Consider the following 15,883-nt stretch of genomic DNA (forward strand, 5'->3'; position numbering starts at 1 on the left):
TGGACTTGGGTGCACCCCGTCCGTCCGGCCGTCCGGAGAACCGATGAGCGAACACAGCGGCACCGACACGAGGCCGGCCCGCGACCCCGAGGCGCGCGGGCTGCGCCTGGTGGCCGTCCTGCTGGTGCTGACGGTGGTCAGCGGACTGATCGACGCCGTCAGCTATCTCGGCCTCGAACACGTCTTCACCGCGAACATGACGGGCAACGTGGTCGTGCTCGGCTTCGCCGCGGCCGGGGCGCCCGGCTTCTCGGTGGCGCACACGCTGACCTCGCTGGGGTCGTTCGTGGTGGGCGCGGTGGCGGGCGGCCGGGTCGCGGTACGGCTCGGCTCGGGCTCCCGCCGCATCTGGGCCCGGCTCACGCTCGCCGCCGAGGCGGTCCTGCTGGGGGTGTCGGCCGTGGTCGCCTTCGCCGCGCCCGGCGCCACGGCCACCGTCTACACCCTCATCGCCGTCACGGCGTTCGCCATGGGACTGCGCAACGCCACGGTCCGCAAGCTCGGCGTCCCTGACCTGACGACGACCGTGCTGACCATGACGTTGACCGGTCTGGCCGCCGACTCCCGGGCCGGCGGCGGCCCCGGCACCCGCTCCCCGCGCCGTACGGCGTCGGTGGTCGCGATGGTGGCCGGGGCCGCCCTGGGCGCCTGGCTGGTCCTCCACCACGGCCTCGCGATCCCGCTGGCGATCGCGGCGGGGCTGGTGGCGGTGCTGGCGGTGACCGCGTCGGGGCGGGAGTAGTCCGGCTACTTCGCGAGGAAGGACAGCAGCGCGGAGGTGACCTCCTCGGCGTGGGTCCACAGCAGGCCGTGCGGGGCGCCCTCGATCTCGACGTACTCGGCGGCGGGCAGCAGTGCGTGGAAGGGGCGGCCGGTGGCGTCGATGGGCAGGATGCGGTCGCCGGTGCCGTGCAGGATCAGCGCGGGTACGTCGATCTTGGCGACGTCGGCGCGGAAGTCGGTGATCCAGGTGGGCACGCAGGCCACCGAGGCGTGGGCCGAGGCGCCCGCGGCCACGTTCCAGCTGCCGCGGACGGCGGCTTCGCTGATGCGACTGCCGAGCGTCTCGTCCAGGTTGTAGAAGTCCTGGTAGAAGGCGTCGAAGTAGGCGTAGCGATCCTTGGTGACGGCTTCCAGGATGCCGTCGAAGACGGACTGGTCGACGCCGGTGGGGTTGTCGTCGGTCTTGAGCAGGAAGGGCTCCAGGGAGGCCAGGAAGGCGGCCTTGGCGACCCGGCCGGAGCCGTAGGTGCCCAGGTAGCGGCCCACCTCGCCGGTGCCCATGGAGAAGCCGACCAGGACCGCGTCGGTCAGGTCGAGGGTGGTGAGGACCTTGTCGAGGTCGGCGGCGAAGGTGTCGTAGTCGTAGCCGGTGGTGGGCTGCGAGGAGCGGCCGAAGCCGCGGCGGTCGTAGGTGATGACCCGGTGGCCGGCCTCCAGCAGGGCGGGGAGCTGCTTCTCCCAGGAGTGGCCGTCGAGCGGGTAGCCGTGGATCAGGACGACGGGCTGTCCGGTGCCGTGGTCCTCGTAGTAGAGCTCGATCGGCGCGCTGTTCTCTTCGCCAACGGTGATGTACGGCATGTGGTCTCTCCTCTTTGGACGGGTCTCCAGCACACCAGTCGCGGCCCATGGTCACCAGGCAGAAGTGCAGGCGGAAGTAGGGAGCGCTTGTTCTAATTGTCGTGATGACCAGTCCTGTTTCCGCAGTCCAGCAGTCCGATGTCCCTCCTGGCGGCACCGCCTTCGGTGTGATGCTGCGCTCCCTGCGCCGGGCCGCCCGGCTGACCCTGGAGGAGCTGTCCGAGGCGTCCGGGGTGAGCGTGCGCGCGCTCGGTGACCTGGAGCGCGGGCGCAGCCGGGGGCCGCAGCGCCGTACCGTCGACGCGCTCGCCGCCGCCCTGCGGCTCGACGCCGAGCAGGCCGAGCGCCTGCGTCGGCTGGCCGAGGCCGGCCGGGACCGCGGGGGCCCGCCGGCCGCGCCGTATCTCCTGCGGACCGTCCCGGACTTCACCGGCCGCGGACAGGAACTGGCGGACCTGGAGGCGCTCGCCACCGGTACCCGCACGCGTGCGGCGGTGCTGTTCGGGCCGGGCGGGCAGGGCAAGACCACCTTGGCGGCGGAGGCGGTACGGCGGCTCGCGGGCGCCTTCCCGGACGGCAGCGTCTGCGTCCAGCTGCACGGCATGAGCGACTCCCCGCTGTCGGCGTCCGAGGCGCTGGTCCTCCTGCTGACGGCACTGGGGCATCCCGCGGACCGGATCCCCGTCGACCCCGTGGCCCGCGAGGCGGTCTACCGGGCGGCGCTGGCCGGCCGGCGGACGCTGGTCGTCCTCGACGACGCGGCCGACGAGACCCGGACCAGGCCGCTGCTGCCCGATGCCGAGGGCAGTTTCGTGCTGATCACCAGCAGGCGTCCGCTGGCGGGTCTCGAAGGTGTGCGGCGGATCAGGCTCGGCGGGCTCAGCGGCGGGGAGTCGACGCGGCTGCTGGAGCGGATCCTCGGCGCCTCGCGGACCGAGGGCCAGTCCGAGGCGGTCACCCGGCTGACCGAGCTGTGCGGCCACCTCCCGCTGGCCCTGCGCATCGTCGGCAACCGCCTCTCCAGCCGCCCGAGTTGGACCCCGGCCCATCTGGTGGGCCAACTCGCCGACGAGGGGCGCAGGTTGAACGGACTGGTCGCGGGCGACCTCGCCGTGCGCAGCGCCCTGGCCCTCTCCTACGGCCAGCTCACACCGCCGCACCGGCTGTTGCTGCGCCGCCTGTCTCTCGTCCCCGGCCACGACACCGGCCCCGAGCTCGCCGCGGTACTGACCGGCGAGGACCCGCTCACCATCGCGGGCTCCCTCGACCTGCTGGTGGACCGGGGCCTGCTGGAGGAGACCGCGCCGGGCCGGTACGCCCTGCACGATCTCGTACGGCTCTTCGCGCGCGAGCAACTGGGCGCGGAGGAGCCCGAGTCGGTGACCGGGGCGGTGCGGTTGCGGATGGCGGACTGGCTGTTGCGGTCGGCCTCCGCGGCGGGCCGCCGGTTCGAGGCGCCCGGCGCGCCGGAACCCTGGGCGGGCGAACCCGTCCCGTTCACCCCCGGGTCCGCCGAGGAGGCGGAGGAGTGGCTCACCGCCGAGCGCTCCAACTGGGCGGGCGCCCTGCCCTCGATGTTCGCGGCGGACCGGCACCAGGAGATCCTGCACGCCTCGCGCACCCTCTACTGGTTCTCCGACCGCTGGTGCCTGTGGCCCGAGTGGCGGACCCTCTTCTCCCACGGCGCCCGGTCCGCGGCCGCCCTCGGGGACCGCGCGGCCGAGGCCCATCAGCTCAACTGCCTCGCCTGGGCCCACTCGGTCGGCGCCTGCCGGTACGAGGAGGCCGAGCAACTCGCCCGCCAAGCACTGGAGTTGGCCTCGGAGACCGGTGACCTGGACCAGCAGGCCTGGGCGTGGTCGTACATCAGCGGGGCCTGCATGGGCCTGGGCCGGCCCGCGGAGGCGGCGCAGGCGGCGGCCCGGGCCACCCAACTCTTCGACACCACCGGGGACTCCACCGGCAAGGCCGTCTCCCAGCGCGTCCTCGGCACCGCCCTGCGCGAGTCGGGCCGCGGCGAGGAGGCGCTGGCCCTGCACCGGGCCCTGCTCGGCACCAGGACCGGCGACGTTCCCGGTCTGAACGAGTTCGCGGCCGCCCTGCTGCGCTGTGAGACGGCCAGGGACCTGCTGGCCCTGGAGCGCTGGTCCGAGGCGGCGGAGGTCTTCCGCAGCGTCGGCACACCCCTCGACCACGCCGGCGTCGACCGCCTCCACGCCCACACCTCCCTCGGCCTCGCCACGGCCCTGGAACACCGCGGCGACCTCACCGAGGCCCACGAGCACTACACCCGGGCCCGCGCGCTCTTCACCCAGTTCGGCGACACGGCGTCGGCGACGGAGGCCACCGCGGGGGTCGAGCGAACCCGGAATCCTTCTCAACGGTGAGGCCCGACCCCTCGGGTGAAGATGCATGTCCATGGCAGGAGTGGTGCTTCGCCTGGCTTCTGGCGCCGTGTCATTCCTTGGGGGGAACTTGACCGTGTTCCGGCGTGCCCGCACCGCGGTGGCCGTGGCGGCCGTACTGCTCGCCACGGCCGGTCAGGAGCACTCGGATCCGCGTGCCGCACCGCAGTCGCGATCCGCGGCCTCCGCCACGGCCGGACTCCCGGCCTCACCGACCCCCGCAGCAAAGACGAGCGCGGATGGCGCCTGCGCGGCGAAGTGGCTGCCGACGGCGCCACCTTTCTGGAGTCAGGCGGCTGGGATGCCGTCACAGGCGTCGGCCCCCTTCCGGGCGAGACGGCGGATCAGCACTCCTCGGCCGCCGGCGCCCTCGCGCTGAGCGCCACGTCGAGATGCACCGAGCCGCCGAGTCCCTCCCCGCGTTGAGATCCCCGCCCGCAACCTTCGTCACCTCGTCGTCTACAACCGCTGAATGATCGTCCCCGTCGCCAGCGCCCCGCCCGCGCACATCGTGATCAGCGCGAACTCCTTGTCCGCGCGCTCCAGTTCATGGAGCGCGGTGGTGATGAGGCGGGCCCCGGTCGCCCCCACCGGGTGCCCGAGCGCGATCGCGCCGCCGTTGACGTTGACCTTGTCCAGGTCCTGTTCGAAGACCTGGGCCCAGCTGAGCACCACCGACGCGAAGGCCTCGTTGATCTCGACGAGGTCGATGTCCTTCAGGGACATGCCCGCCTTGCCGAGGACCGCGCGGGTCGCGTCGACGGGACCGTCGAGGTGGAAGTGCGGGTCGGCCCCGACCAGCGCCTGGGCCACGATCCGCGCCCGCGGCCTCAGCTTCAGCGCCCGCGCCATCCGCTTGGAGGCCCACATGATCGCCGCGGCCCCGTCGCTGATCTGGGACGAGTTGCCCGCCGTGTGGACGGCCGTCGGCATGACCGGCTTCAGCCCGGCCAGCGCCTCCATGGACGTGTCCCGCAGCCCCTCGTCCCGGTCGACGAGCCGCCACATGCCCTGTCCGGCCCGTTGTTCGTCCTCGACGGTCGGCACCTGGACCGCGAACGTCTCGCGCTTGAAACGCTCCTCGGACCAGGCGGCCGCCGCCCGCTCCTGGGAGAGCAGCCCCAGCGAGTCGACGTTCTCGCGGGTCAGCCCCCGGCGCCGCGCGATCCGTTCGGCCGCCTCGAACTGGTTGGGGAGGTCCACGTTCCATTCGTCGGGGAACGGCTTGCCCGGCCCGTGCTTGGAGCCCGACCCCAGCGGCACCCGGGACATCGCCTCGACACCGCAGCTGATGCCGACGTCGATGACCCCGGCCGCGATCATGTTGGCGACCATGTGGGAGGCCTGCTGCGAGGAACCGCACTGGCAGTCGACCGTCGTCGCCGCGGTCTCGTAGGGCAGCCCGACGGTCAGCCAGGCCGTGCGCGCGGGGTTCATGGACTGCTCGCCGGCGTGGGTGACCGTGCCGCCGACGATCTGTTCCACCGCGTCGGCGGGGATGCCGGCACGGCCGAGGAGTTCTCGGTAGGTCTCGCCCAGCAGGTAGGCGGGGTGCAGGTTGGCGAGCGCGCCGCCGCGCCTGCCGATGGGGGTGCGGACGGCTTCGACGATCACGGGTTCGGCGGCCATGGGTGCGGGTCCTCTCCTCCGAACGGATCCCTGGAACTAGTACGTGTTCTAGTTAGCGCGTTGGGTGCAGTCTGCTGACGATCCGGCCACCACCGCAAGGGTCTTGCAGGCAATTGAGGTCTCCGCGCCCCTTGCCTCTTGTAGAACCCGTTACTACCTTCACGGCAGCTCTGTTCCTGATGGGCCGTCAGATAGCTGCCGAACGGCTGGAGTGAGTTGCCGATGTCGTGTCCAGCGCTTCCCGACGGGTTCGACTTCACCGACCCCGACCTGCTGCAAAGCCGCGTACCGCTGCCGGAGTTCGCCGCACTGCGCCGGGCCGAACCGGTGCGCTGGATCCCCCAGTCGGGCAACATCGCCGGCTTCCAGGACGAGGGGTACTGGGCGGTCACCCGGCACGCGGACGTCAAGTACGTCTCCACCCACCCGGAGATCTTCTCGTCGTACCTCAACACGGCGATCATCCGCTTCAACGAGCGCATCGAGCGCGACGCGATCGACGCGCAGCGGCTGATCCTCCTCAACATGGACCCGCCGGAGCACACCCGGGTCCGCGGGATCGTCCAGCGGGTGTTCACCCCCCGGGCCATCCGCGCCCTGGAGGAGCGCCTGCGCAACCGGGCCCACGCGATCGTCGAGAGCGCGCGCGCCCTGCCCGGCGACTCCTTCGACTTCGTCACCCAGGTCGCCTGCGAACTGCCCCTCCAGGCCATCGCCGAGCTCATCGGGATCCCGCAGGACGACCGGGCGAAGATCTTCGACTGGTCCAACAAGATGATCTCGTACGACGATCCCGAGTACGCGATCACCGAGGAGGTCGGCCAGGAGTCGGCGATGGAGGTCATCGCCTACGCGATGAACATGGCGGCCGACCGCAAGCAGTGCCCCGCCAAGGACATCGTCACCACGCTGGTGGCCGCGGAGGACGAGGGCAACCTGAACTCCGACGAGTTCGGCTTCTTCGTGCTGATGCTGGCGGTCGCCGGCAACGAGACGACCCGCAACGCCATCACCCACGGCATGCACGCCTTCCTCACCCACCCCGACCAGTGGGAGAAGTACAAGGCCGAGCGCCCCTCGACGGCCGCCGAGGAGATCGTCCGCTGGGCGACCCCCGTCAACGCCTTCCAGCGCACGGCCACCCAGGACACCGAGCTCGGCGGCAAGCAGATCAAGAAGGGCGACCGGGTGGGCGTCTTCTACGCCGCCGCCAACCACGACCCCGAGGTCTTCGAGAACCCGGACGTCTTCGACATCACCCGCGACCCCAACCCCCACCTCGGCTTCGGCGGCGGCGGCCCGCACTACTGCCTCGGCAAGTCGCTCGCGGTCCTGGAGATCGACCTGATCTTCAACGCGATCGCCGACGCCATGCCGGACCTGCGCGCGGCCGGCGACCCACGCCGGCTGCGCTCGGCGTGGATCAACGGCGTCAAGGAGCTCCAGGTCACCCTGGGCTGACCCCTGTTCCGGCGCCGCGGGCCGACGGCTCCTGCGAGCTGTCGGCCCGCTCCGCCACGGCTGCCGGACCGGTCCGCCCCGTCAGATGCCGTACGACGAACTCCGCGTCCCGCCCCACGCCCTGGATCATCGACGAGGCCATCGCGTACTGGAACAGCCGCCCCACGAAGTACAGCCCGGGCCGTCCCTCGACGACCCCGCGCCGCTGCACCGGCTCCCCGTCCGGGTCGAACACGTCCAGGTCGATCCACGAGACGTCCGGCCGGAACCCGGTGCACCACAGCACGTTGGCCACCTCGGGCCGGGTGCCGTCGGCCAGCTCCACCCGCCCGTCCCGCACTCCGGCCGCCCTGGCCACCCGCTCCACCCCGGCCGCCCTCAGGTCCCGCGACTTGACCCGGATCAGCGGCGCGCTGTGCGCGAGCACCCTGGGCCGCATCTTCCGCCCCATCGGCGTCCGTACGGTCAGCACGTGCCGGAACAGGAAGAACAGCACCGGTGTCAGCGCCCGGGACACCCGTCGCTCGATGCGCCAGGGGATCTGCCCCGGATGCGGCCCGGACAGCAGGACGCGCCGCGACGCCGACAGCTCCAGCGCGATGTCCGCCCCCGAGTTCCCGGCCCCGACGACCAGCACCGGCCCGTCCTGGAGTTGGCCTGGGCCGCGGTAGGAGACGGCGTGCACCTGCCGTACGTCCGGGCCGAGTCCGGCCGCGAAGTCCGGCACCCTGGGCAACCGGTCGTACCCGGCGGCGACCACCACGTTGTCCGCGGTGTACGTCAACTCCCCGTCCGTCTCGACGACATAGCGCGTCCCGTCGTACGACAGCCGCCGCACCCGCACCCCGGTGCGCACCGGCAACTCCGCCCAGGCCGCGTACGCCTGGAGGTAGTCGGCGAACTCGTCCCGGGTCGGGAACGCCCAGTCGTCGCCGGGATACGGCAGTCCCGGCAGGCCGTCGAAGCGGGCGGGGCTGAACAGCCGCAGCGAGTCCCAGCGCTCCCGCCAGCAGTCGCCGATCCGCTCGCCCGCCTCCAGGATCACGAAGGGACGCCCGCTGCGCGCGAGGTGGTACCCGGTCGCGAGCCCCGCCTGTCCGCCCCCGACGACCACGGTCTCGATGTGCTCGTGCTGCTGTTCGGTGTTCATGCCGGCTCCTCGGTCCTGCGGTCGGCCGCGGTTCAGCCGGCCCCCGTCCGTGTCCGGCGGTCGGCCTCGTAGATCTCCACGGCCTGCCGCAGCATCCGCTCCGCCTCGGCGTACTCGCCGCTCACCCGCAGCAGCACCCCGAGTTCCGCGGCACAGTCGGCGAGCCTCAGCCGGGCCGTCCGTACCTGCTCGCGGAGGGTGGGCGCGTCGTCGGACACGCCTCGATGCTCGCCGCGCGGGCCGGGCGCCCGCATCGACAGCAATGCCCATTCGGTCCGGGCCCGGCATGGGTGGTTCTACGCAGGTGCGCGCGGTGCTACGCGGAGCCGTCCGGCCCGAGCAGACCGTGCTCGAAGGCGTAAGCCGCCACCGCGGTACGGGAGCCCACGTCCAGCTTCCCGAAGATGTTGCTGATGTGCCGGGCCACCGTCTTCTCGCTGAGGACCAGCTCGGTGGCGATGGCGTGGTTGGTCCGGCCCTGCGCGAGCAGCCGTACGACATCGAGTTCGCGGGGTGAGAGCACGCGATCGCCGCCACCCACGAGCCGGGCCACCCGCTCCCCGTCCGGCCCGGCGCCGAGCCGCTCGAAGGTCTGCCGGGCCGTGTCGAACTCCAGCCCCGCGCAGTCCTCGTCCCCGAGCGCCCGGCAGGCGAGCCCCACCAGCACCCCGACCCGCGCCGCCTCGTACGGCACCTCCAGCTCCCGCCACAGCCGTCCGGCCTCCCGCAGCGCGGGCAACGCCGCTTTCGCGTCCCCCTCGGCCAGCCGCACGGCACCGCGCGCCTGCCCGGCCGTCGCCCGCAGTGCGGCGGCCCCGTGGGCGTCGGCGATCAGCGCGAGTTCGTCGACGGCCCGGGCGGCCTCGGCGAGGTCGTCGCCGCCGTCCCCGGATCTCCCGCCGGCCAGCAGCACCTCCACCGCTGCCGCCAGCAGCCGCGCCCTGCGCATCGGCTCCCGCGTCTCCGCCAGGGCCCGGCGGACCGCCGCCAGCGCGGTCGGCCGCCTGCCCTGGGCGAGCCGGAGCAGGGCCAGACCGGGCTGGGTGTCCCAGCCGTGGCGCAGGGTGTCGCGATAGGCCTGCTCGGCCTCCGGATACGCGCCCCGCAGCCGGAGCAGTTCGGCGAGCTGGTAGTACGCGCAGCCGGCGACGGCCTCCCCGTACCCGGCGGTGAGCTGGGCACAGGCGAGCCGGGCCTCGCGGACGGCGTCGGCCCAGTCGCCGCCGAGCTGGAGGAGGGCCGCCCGGTGCACCCGGCACAGGCCCCGGTAGGCACCGGAGAAGTCGGGCTGGGCGGCGCACCACTCGGCGAGGGCCTCGCTCCACTCCTGGGCGCGGCGCAGTTCCTGGAGGTCATGGCAGGTGCCGATGACGACGCAGTAGATCATCCCGGTCATCCGGGCGGACATGGTGCGTTCGGCCACCGCCACCATCGCCTCGTCCAGGTGGGCGAGCCCCGCAGCGGTCCGGCCGTTGCTCACCAGGGCGAGTCCCAGCGTCATCGCCGTACCGGCCACGAGATCGGGGTCCGCCCCGGCCCCGACGGCGTCGGCCAGCCGCCGGGCCACCTCGATCATCGGCCCGTGCTCACCGGCCCGGAAGTGCAGCTCGGCCTCCAGCATGAGCAGATAGGCGCACTCCTGACAGCCGGGATCGCTCTGCGCCAGCCGCCGGGCCCGCCCCAGCCAGGCCCCCGACTGCGCGAACTCGCCGCCCCAGGCCAGCCCCTTGCACAACCAGTAGGCACACCGCAGCGCCGCCCCGACGGCCCCCTCCTCGGCGTACGCGCTGAAGGCCCGCCGCAGCAGTACGATCGCCTCGTCCCCGTGCCCCAGCATGTCCGCGGCCTCGGCCAGCAGCTCGACGTCCCCGGGATCGAGCGGCCGTACGGCATCGGCGGCCCCGAGCAGCGCATAGGCCTCACCCCAGGCCTGCCGCCGCCCGGCGTCCCGCCCTTCGGCCAGCTCCAGGTCCACGAGCCCATTGCACCGCGCCGGACCGTCCCCTGTCATCCGACGGCACCCCTCGGGGGCGCGGGACTCACCGCTTCACGAGCGCCCGTTCCTCATCGGCCTCCGCCGCACCACGCGCCACCCGGGCCCGGGGCCCCTGGAACAGGTACGACAGCCCGAACCCGCCGGCGACGACGGCCGCCCCGCCCACCGCGTCCAGCACCCAGTGGTTCCCGGTGGCCACGATCGCCGACACGGTGAAGAACGGATGCAGCAGCCCCAGCGCCTTCATCCACCACTTCGGCGCGATGACCGCGATCACCACCCCGCACCACAGCGACCAGCCGAAGTGCAGCGAGGGCATCGCCGCGTACTGGTTGGTCAGCGCGGTCAGGGTCCCGTAGTCCGGCTGGGAGAAGTCCTGCACCCCGTGCACGGTGTCGATGATCCCGAGCGCCGGCATCAGCCGCGGCGGGGCGAGCGGATAGAGCCAGAACCCGACGAGGGCCAGCAGGGTCGCGAAGCCGAGCGAGGCCCGCGCCCACCGGTAGTCGACCGGGCGTCGCCAGTACAGGACGGCCAGCACGCTCAGCGGGACCACGAAGTGGAAGGACTCGTAGTAGAAGTCGAAGAAGTTCCGCAGCCAGTCGACTTTCACGACCGCGTGGTTGGCCCAGTGCTCGATGTCGATGTGCAGCAGGCGCTCCAGGTCGAGGATCTGCTGCCCGTGCTGCTCGGCGGTGGCCCGCCCGGCCGAGTTGCTGCCGCCGGTCGCCGCGAGTCTGACCTGCTGGTAGGCGGCGTACGTGACCCGGATCAGCAGCAGTTCGAGGAGCAGGTTGGGCCGCGTCAGCACCCGCCGCAGGAACGGCAGCAACGGCACGTGGCGGAACCGGGTGGGCACCTGGGCGGCGTACTGCGTGGGGATCGGCGTCCGGTAGTGCGGCGAGGTGCGCGACAGGAAGGGGATCACCGTGGCGGCGGCGAGCGCGGCCAGCAGCACCAGGTTGTTCCGCAGGGGGTGGAGCGCGGAGATGTGCGGCAGCAGCATCTTCGTCGGCAGGGTCATCACCACGACGACGGCGACCGGCCACACGTACCGGTCCGAGGCCCGTCTGCCGACCCGCCCGACGACCGCGAGCAGCACCCACAGCAGCTGGTGCTGCCAGGTGGTGGGCGAGACGGCGATCGCCGTGCAGCCGGTGATCGCGACCGCGAGCAGGAGCTGGCCGTCACGGGCGTAGCGCACGGCCCGGCGCACGCCCAGCGCGGCGACGGCCGCGCCGAGCAGCAGGAAGAGCGAGATCTCCAGCGGTCCCTGCACGCCCAGGCGCAGCAGCAGGCCGTGCAGGGACTGGTTGGACAGGTCGTCGGCGGGGCCCCCGAGGCCGGTGCCGGCGATGTGGTGCACCCAGTAGGTGTACGAGTCGTGCGGCAGCGCGGCCCAGGCGAGGGCGGTGCCCGCGGCGAAGGTCGCCGCCGTGGTGAGGGCGCCCCGGCGGCGGCCGGTGAACCAGAGCAGGGCCGCGAAGAGCAGGACCGTGGGCTGGAGGGCGGCGGCGAGACCGATGAGCAGTCCGGCGGCCCGCTCACCCCGTACGACGAAGCAGGCGACGAGGACGAGCAGGACCGGGATGATGCTGGTCTGCCCCAGGTAGAGCGTGTTGCGCACGGGCAGCGACAGCATCAGCAGGCTGATCGCGACCGGCGCGGCGAGCAGGGAGGTGCGGCGGTCGACCGGCTGGGGCAGGGCGCGGGCGGCGACGAGACCGAGGGCGACGACCAGGAGCAGGGTGCCGAAGGTCCAGCCCCAGCCGAGGGCCTGTTCGGCGGCGCGGGTGAGCGGCTTCAGGACGAGTCCCCCGAACGGGGTACCGGTGAACTGCGTCGAGTCGTACAGCGAGCCCTTCACATGCAGGACGCCGTCCGGGCCGACCCAGGTCTCCAGGTCCGTCAGCCGCTCACCTCTGGGGGTACGCAGGACGACGGCCACCTCACGCAGGGCGAGGACGGCGGCCACCAGCCACAGGGCGAGTCTGGCCACGCGCAGCCGCGCCTGGATCTCGGTGGTCGCCCCGTGCTCCGCATTCGCCACGCCGCGTCGGCCTCTCGTCCCGTTCGTGCCATGCGTCCGTGAGGAAGGACGCAGGCAACCCCGGCTTCACCTGACGTCCGCCTCCATTTGTCCGAATGACGATAGTCCGCCGCCGGGCCCGTCGCGTTGTCAGGCGCGAGATGGATCACACGGCTGCCGGGAAGGCACGTCCCTGACCAGGCACGGGATACCTGCATACAGCACATTTATGCACGCTCCGCGACCGGGTGCGACCACTCCGTAAGCCCGGCAAGTCCGCCTATGGTCGCTTTTTGCCCTTGTCCCCGTCGAAAGGCAGGCGAGCGAAGTTTTGCCGAGTGCCCCCACCCTCTCGCACCCCGTCCGCACCCCCGGCGCCCCCGAGGCCGTCACCGTGGACCCGGCCCTCGTGAAGCGTGCCGTGAAGGCCGCCGCGCTGGGCAACGCCATGGAGTGGTTCGACTTCGGCGTCTACAGCTACATCGCCGTCACCCTGGGCAAGGTCTTCTTCCCGTCCGGCAATCCGACGGCCCAGCTCCTGTCCACGTTCGGCGCCTTCGCCGCGGCCTTCCTGGTCCGTCCGCTCGGCGGCCTGGTCTTCGGCCCGCTGGGCGACCGCGTGGGCCGCCAGAAGGTCCTCGCCGTGACCATGATCATGATGGCGGCCGGCACCTTCGCCATCGGCCTGATCCCGTCGTACGCCACGATCGGCGTCGGCGCCCCGCTGCTGCTCCTGGCCGCCCGCCTGGTCCAGGGCTTCTCCACCGGCGGCGAGTACGCGGGCGCGTCCACCTTCATCGCCGAGTACTCCCCCGACAAGAAGCGCGGCTTCCTCGGCAGCTGGCTGGAGTTCGGCACGCTGGCCGGTTACATCGCCGGCGCGGGCCTGGTCACGCTGATGACGGCCCTGCTGTCCAGCGAGGACCTGGTGTCCTGGGGCTGGCGGATCCCGTTCCTGATCGCGGGCCCGATGGGTGTCATCGGCCTGTACCTGCGACTGCGCCTGGAGGAGACCCCGGCGTTCGCGGCCGCGGCCGACGAGGCCGAGTCGAGCCGCCCGAAGGTCCCGCTGCGCGAGATGATCACCGGCCAGTGGCGGGCCCTGCTGCTGTGCGTGGGCCTGGTCCTGGTCTTCAACGTCACCGACTACATGCTGCTGTCGTACATGCCGAGCTATCTGACCAGCGAGCTCAAGTACGACGAGACGCACGGCCTGCTGGTCGTCCTCGCCGTGATGGCGCTGATGATGGTCGTCCAGCCCTTCGCGGGAGCCCTGAGCGACCGGATCGGCCGCCGCCCGGTGATCGCCGCGGGCTGCGCGGGCTTCCTGGTCCTCTCGGTGCCGGCCCTGCTGCTGATCCGCCAGGGCGGCCTGTTCGCGATCGCGCTCGGCATGGGTGCGCTGGGCCTGCTCCTGGTGTGCTTCACGGCCGCGATGCCGTCCGCCCTGCCGGCCCTCTTCCCGACCCGGGTGCGCTACGGCTCCCTGTCGGTCGGCTTCAACGTCTCGGTGTCCCTCTTCGGCGGCACGACCCCGCTGGTGGTGACCGCCCTGATCGGCGCGACCGGGAACATGATGATGCCCGCCTACTACATGATGGCCGCGGCCGTCGTCGGCGGCGTCGCGGTGTGGTTCATGACGGAGTCGGCGGGCCGCCCGCTGCCGGGTTCGCCGCCGCAGCGGTAATTCCCTGACAGGAGCCGGGAGCGCGCCTATATTCATTAGCGCAACTAGTTAGCTGACCTAACTAGGCTTATGAAAGGCACAGGTGCATGAGCGAGTCGCAGTTCTGGGACGACGTCGACGACTACTTCACCACCCACCTCGCCCCGGAGGACGAAGTGCTCCGGGCGGCCCTGCGCGACAGCGAGGCCGCCGGCCTCCCCTCCATCGCCGTCACGGCGCCACAGGGCAAGCTCCTCCAGCTCCTGGCCCAGATCCAGGGCGCCCGCACGATCCTGGAACTCGGCACGCTCGGCGGCTACAGCACGATCTGGCTGGCCCGCGCCCTGCCCGCCGACGGCCGCCTGGTCTCACTGGAGTACAGCCCGCAGAACGCCGAGGTCGCGCGCCGCAACATCGCCCGGGCGGGCCTCGACAAGGTCGTCGAGGTACGCGTCGGCGCCGCCCTGGAGTCCCTGCCCCGGCTCGCCGACGAACACCCGCCCCCCTTCGACCTGGTCTTCATCGACGCCGACAAGGGCAACAACCCGCACTACGTGGAGTGGGCGATCAAGCTCACCGGCCCGGGCAGCCTGATCGTGGTGGACAACGTCGTACGCGGCGGTCGGGTCGCCGACGCCGGCAACCCCGCCCTCGACGTGCAGGGCACCCGCACCGCGCTCGAACTGATCGGCCGCCACCCCAGGTTGAGCGCCACCGCGATCCAGACCGTGGGCAGCAAGGGCTACGACGGCTTCGCGCTGGCGCGCGTGCTGCCGTGACCCGGCCCGCTCACACCTCGTGGTAGAAGCCGACGTTGACGCTGCGCGGGGCGGTGCGGTCGCGGATCACGATCTCGCCGTTGCCGCCCCGGGGCAGTGTCACGGAGCCGCCGTAGACCAGGGGCTGCGCGTAGGCCCCGGCCACCAGCTGCACCTCGGACGAGGGATCGGGCTGTGAGCCCTGGAGCCAGGTCACCTGCCAGACGCCCTCGGGCCCGCACAGGAACTCCAGGTGCACCCGGGAGACGAACAGCCAGTCGTCGGGGGTCGCGAGCCGGCACACGGACCGGTCGCGGCCCACACGCAGCACGGTGCCCGGGTCGCTGGGCGCGTCGGCCATCTGCATGCCGGCCGTGGCACCCTCCTCCGCCGCGGTGACGACGGCCATGGTGAGTTCGAGCACGTGCGCTCCTCCTGGAAGGTCCTTGCGCGGCAACCACGTCGGCCCACCGCCGCCGCATGATAAATCGCCCGGCACGGCCGTGTCCGGCGCAAGGTACCCGAAGACCGGCCTGCCGCCCCACTCCGGGCGACAGGCCGGTCGTACGCGTGAACGACGCGTCAGCTGTGCAGCAGGCGCTCCGTCAGCTCGCGGTAGTCCCGCAGCGCCAGCCGGAGTTGCTCGGTGTCACCCGCGCTCACCGCCTTGCCCTGCCCGCCGTCACCGGTCTGCCAGGAGTTGCGCAGGGTGCGCCGACGCTGCTTGACGGCCTCGGCGAACCGGGCGGCGACCTCCTCCAGCACGTGGTCGGCCTCCTCGACGGCGGACCGCGGCTCGTCGACGAACCCGGCGACGGCGTGCTGGAGCCGCGCGCCGAGCTTGTCGCACTCGTCGTGCGGCAGCAGCCGGGCCTCACGACCGGCGTGACCGCCGTGGCCCTCGCGACCGGCGACGCCGTCACGGTCTCCGCTGTCCGGGGCCCCGCCCAGGCCCGCGACGTCCCGTCCGCGCTCGGTCTCACGGCCGAAGGCGGTCGTGGTCGTACGGTCGCGGTCGGCGCCCGAGTCGTCCCCGAGGCCGCGCCGCTCGGCACCGGCCGTGCCCGTCTGGCCCGGCGCCTCCGTCTCGGTGGGCGCGACCAGCGGGCTGTGCGAACCCGCGGGGTCGTTGCCGGTGCCCCTGCCGATCCTTCCCTCACCCGGGCCGCCCTCGGCGCCCGGCCTGCTCACGGCATCCGTCATGTCAC

13 protein-coding genes are annotated in these 15,883 nt (G+C 72.5%); 5 read left to right on the forward strand and 8 right to left on the reverse strand.

Annotated elements, in window-relative coordinates:
- Positions 1-43: 43 nt before the first annotated feature.
- On the forward strand, positions 44-742 hold the full coding sequence (locus tag M2163_RS17890) for a YoaK family protein (protein ID WP_280894452.1): 699 nt from the start codon (positions 44-46) through the stop codon (positions 740-742).
- Positions 743-747: 5 nt separating this feature from the next.
- On the opposite strand, the gene M2163_RS17895 is transcribed toward M2163_RS17890, so the two are convergent.
- Positions 748-1,581 (reverse strand): alpha/beta hydrolase, encoded by an 834-nt coding sequence (locus tag M2163_RS17895; protein ID WP_053846192.1) that lies wholly within the window; start codon positions 1,579-1,581, stop codon positions 748-750.
- 104 nt (positions 1,582-1,685) lie between these two features.
- Here M2163_RS17895 and M2163_RS17900 point away from each other — a divergent pair, with 104 nt between their 5' ends.
- On the forward strand, positions 1,686-3,968 hold the full coding sequence (locus M2163_RS17900) for a helix-turn-helix domain-containing protein (protein ID WP_280894453.1): 2,283 nt from the start codon (positions 1,686-1,688) through the stop codon (positions 3,966-3,968).
- A 477-nt stretch (positions 3,969-4,445) separates the two neighbouring features.
- On the opposite strand, the gene M2163_RS17905 is transcribed toward M2163_RS17900, so the two are convergent.
- Complete coding sequence (locus M2163_RS17905) at positions 4,446-5,615, reverse strand: steroid 3-ketoacyl-CoA thiolase (protein ID WP_280851787.1); 1,170 nt, start codon at positions 5,613-5,615, stop codon at positions 4,446-4,448.
- 222 nt (positions 5,616-5,837) lie between these two features.
- Here M2163_RS17905 and M2163_RS17910 point away from each other — a divergent pair, with 222 nt between their 5' ends.
- Positions 5,838-7,076, forward strand: coding sequence for a cytochrome P450 (locus tag M2163_RS17910; protein ID WP_280851786.1), 1,239 nt, complete (start codon positions 5,838-5,840; stop codon positions 7,074-7,076).
- Here the strand turns inward: M2163_RS17910 and M2163_RS17915 are convergent.
- From M2163_RS17915 to M2163_RS17930, 4 genes are all read right to left on the reverse strand, one after another.
- On the reverse strand, positions 7,063-8,226 hold the full coding sequence (locus M2163_RS17915) for an NAD(P)-binding domain-containing protein (protein WP_280894454.1): 1,164 nt from the start codon (positions 8,224-8,226) through the stop codon (positions 7,063-7,065). The two genes, M2163_RS17910 and M2163_RS17915, sit on opposite strands and share 14 nt — an antisense overlap.
- Positions 8,227-8,258: 32 nt before the next feature.
- Complete coding sequence (locus M2163_RS17920) at positions 8,259-8,444, reverse strand: tetratricopeptide repeat protein (protein WP_280894455.1); 186 nt, start codon at positions 8,442-8,444, stop codon at positions 8,259-8,261.
- A gap of 98 nt (positions 8,445-8,542) precedes the next feature.
- Entirely contained in the window at positions 8,543-10,201 is a 1,659-nt protein-coding gene (locus M2163_RS17925; protein WP_280894456.1) for a helix-turn-helix transcriptional regulator, read from the reverse strand.
- Positions 10,202-10,265: 64 nt separating this feature from the next.
- Positions 10,266-12,272 (reverse strand): bifunctional glycosyltransferase 87/phosphatase PAP2 family protein, encoded by a 2,007-nt coding sequence (locus M2163_RS17930; RefSeq protein WP_280851782.1) that lies wholly within the window; start codon positions 12,270-12,272, stop codon positions 10,266-10,268.
- Between the two features lie 310 nt (positions 12,273-12,582).
- Between M2163_RS17930 and proP the strand changes: the two genes are divergently transcribed.
- Together proP and M2163_RS17940 are read left to right on the forward strand one after the other, a co-directional pair.
- A complete protein-coding gene (gene proP, locus M2163_RS17935) occupies positions 12,583-13,938 on the forward strand; it encodes a glycine betaine/L-proline transporter ProP (protein WP_280851781.1) in 1,356 nt (451 codons plus the stop codon).
- Between the two features lie 86 nt (positions 13,939-14,024).
- Positions 14,025-14,696 carry an O-methyltransferase gene (locus M2163_RS17940; RefSeq protein WP_280851780.1) on the forward strand — a complete coding sequence of 224 codons (672 nt, stop codon included), beginning with the start codon at positions 14,025-14,027 and terminating at the stop codon, positions 14,694-14,696.
- A gap of 10 nt (positions 14,697-14,706) precedes the next feature.
- Here M2163_RS17940 and M2163_RS17945 read toward each other — a convergent pair whose 3' ends face one another.
- Positions 14,707-15,099 (reverse strand): hypothetical protein, encoded by a 393-nt coding sequence (locus tag M2163_RS17945; protein ID WP_125194254.1) that lies wholly within the window; start codon positions 15,097-15,099, stop codon positions 14,707-14,709.
- A gap of 158 nt (positions 15,100-15,257) precedes the next feature.
- The gene (locus M2163_RS17950; protein WP_280894457.1) at positions 15,258-15,878 is read right to left on the reverse strand and encodes a hypothetical protein; all 621 of its coding nucleotides are present in this window, start codon (positions 15,876-15,878) and stop codon (positions 15,258-15,260) included.
- Positions 15,879-15,883: the final 5 nt, after the last annotated feature.

This window comes from Streptomyces sp. SAI-135 (assembly GCF_029893805.1).
In the GTDB taxonomy this organism is placed as follows: Bacteria; Actinomycetota; Actinomycetes; order Streptomycetales; family Streptomycetaceae; genus Streptomyces.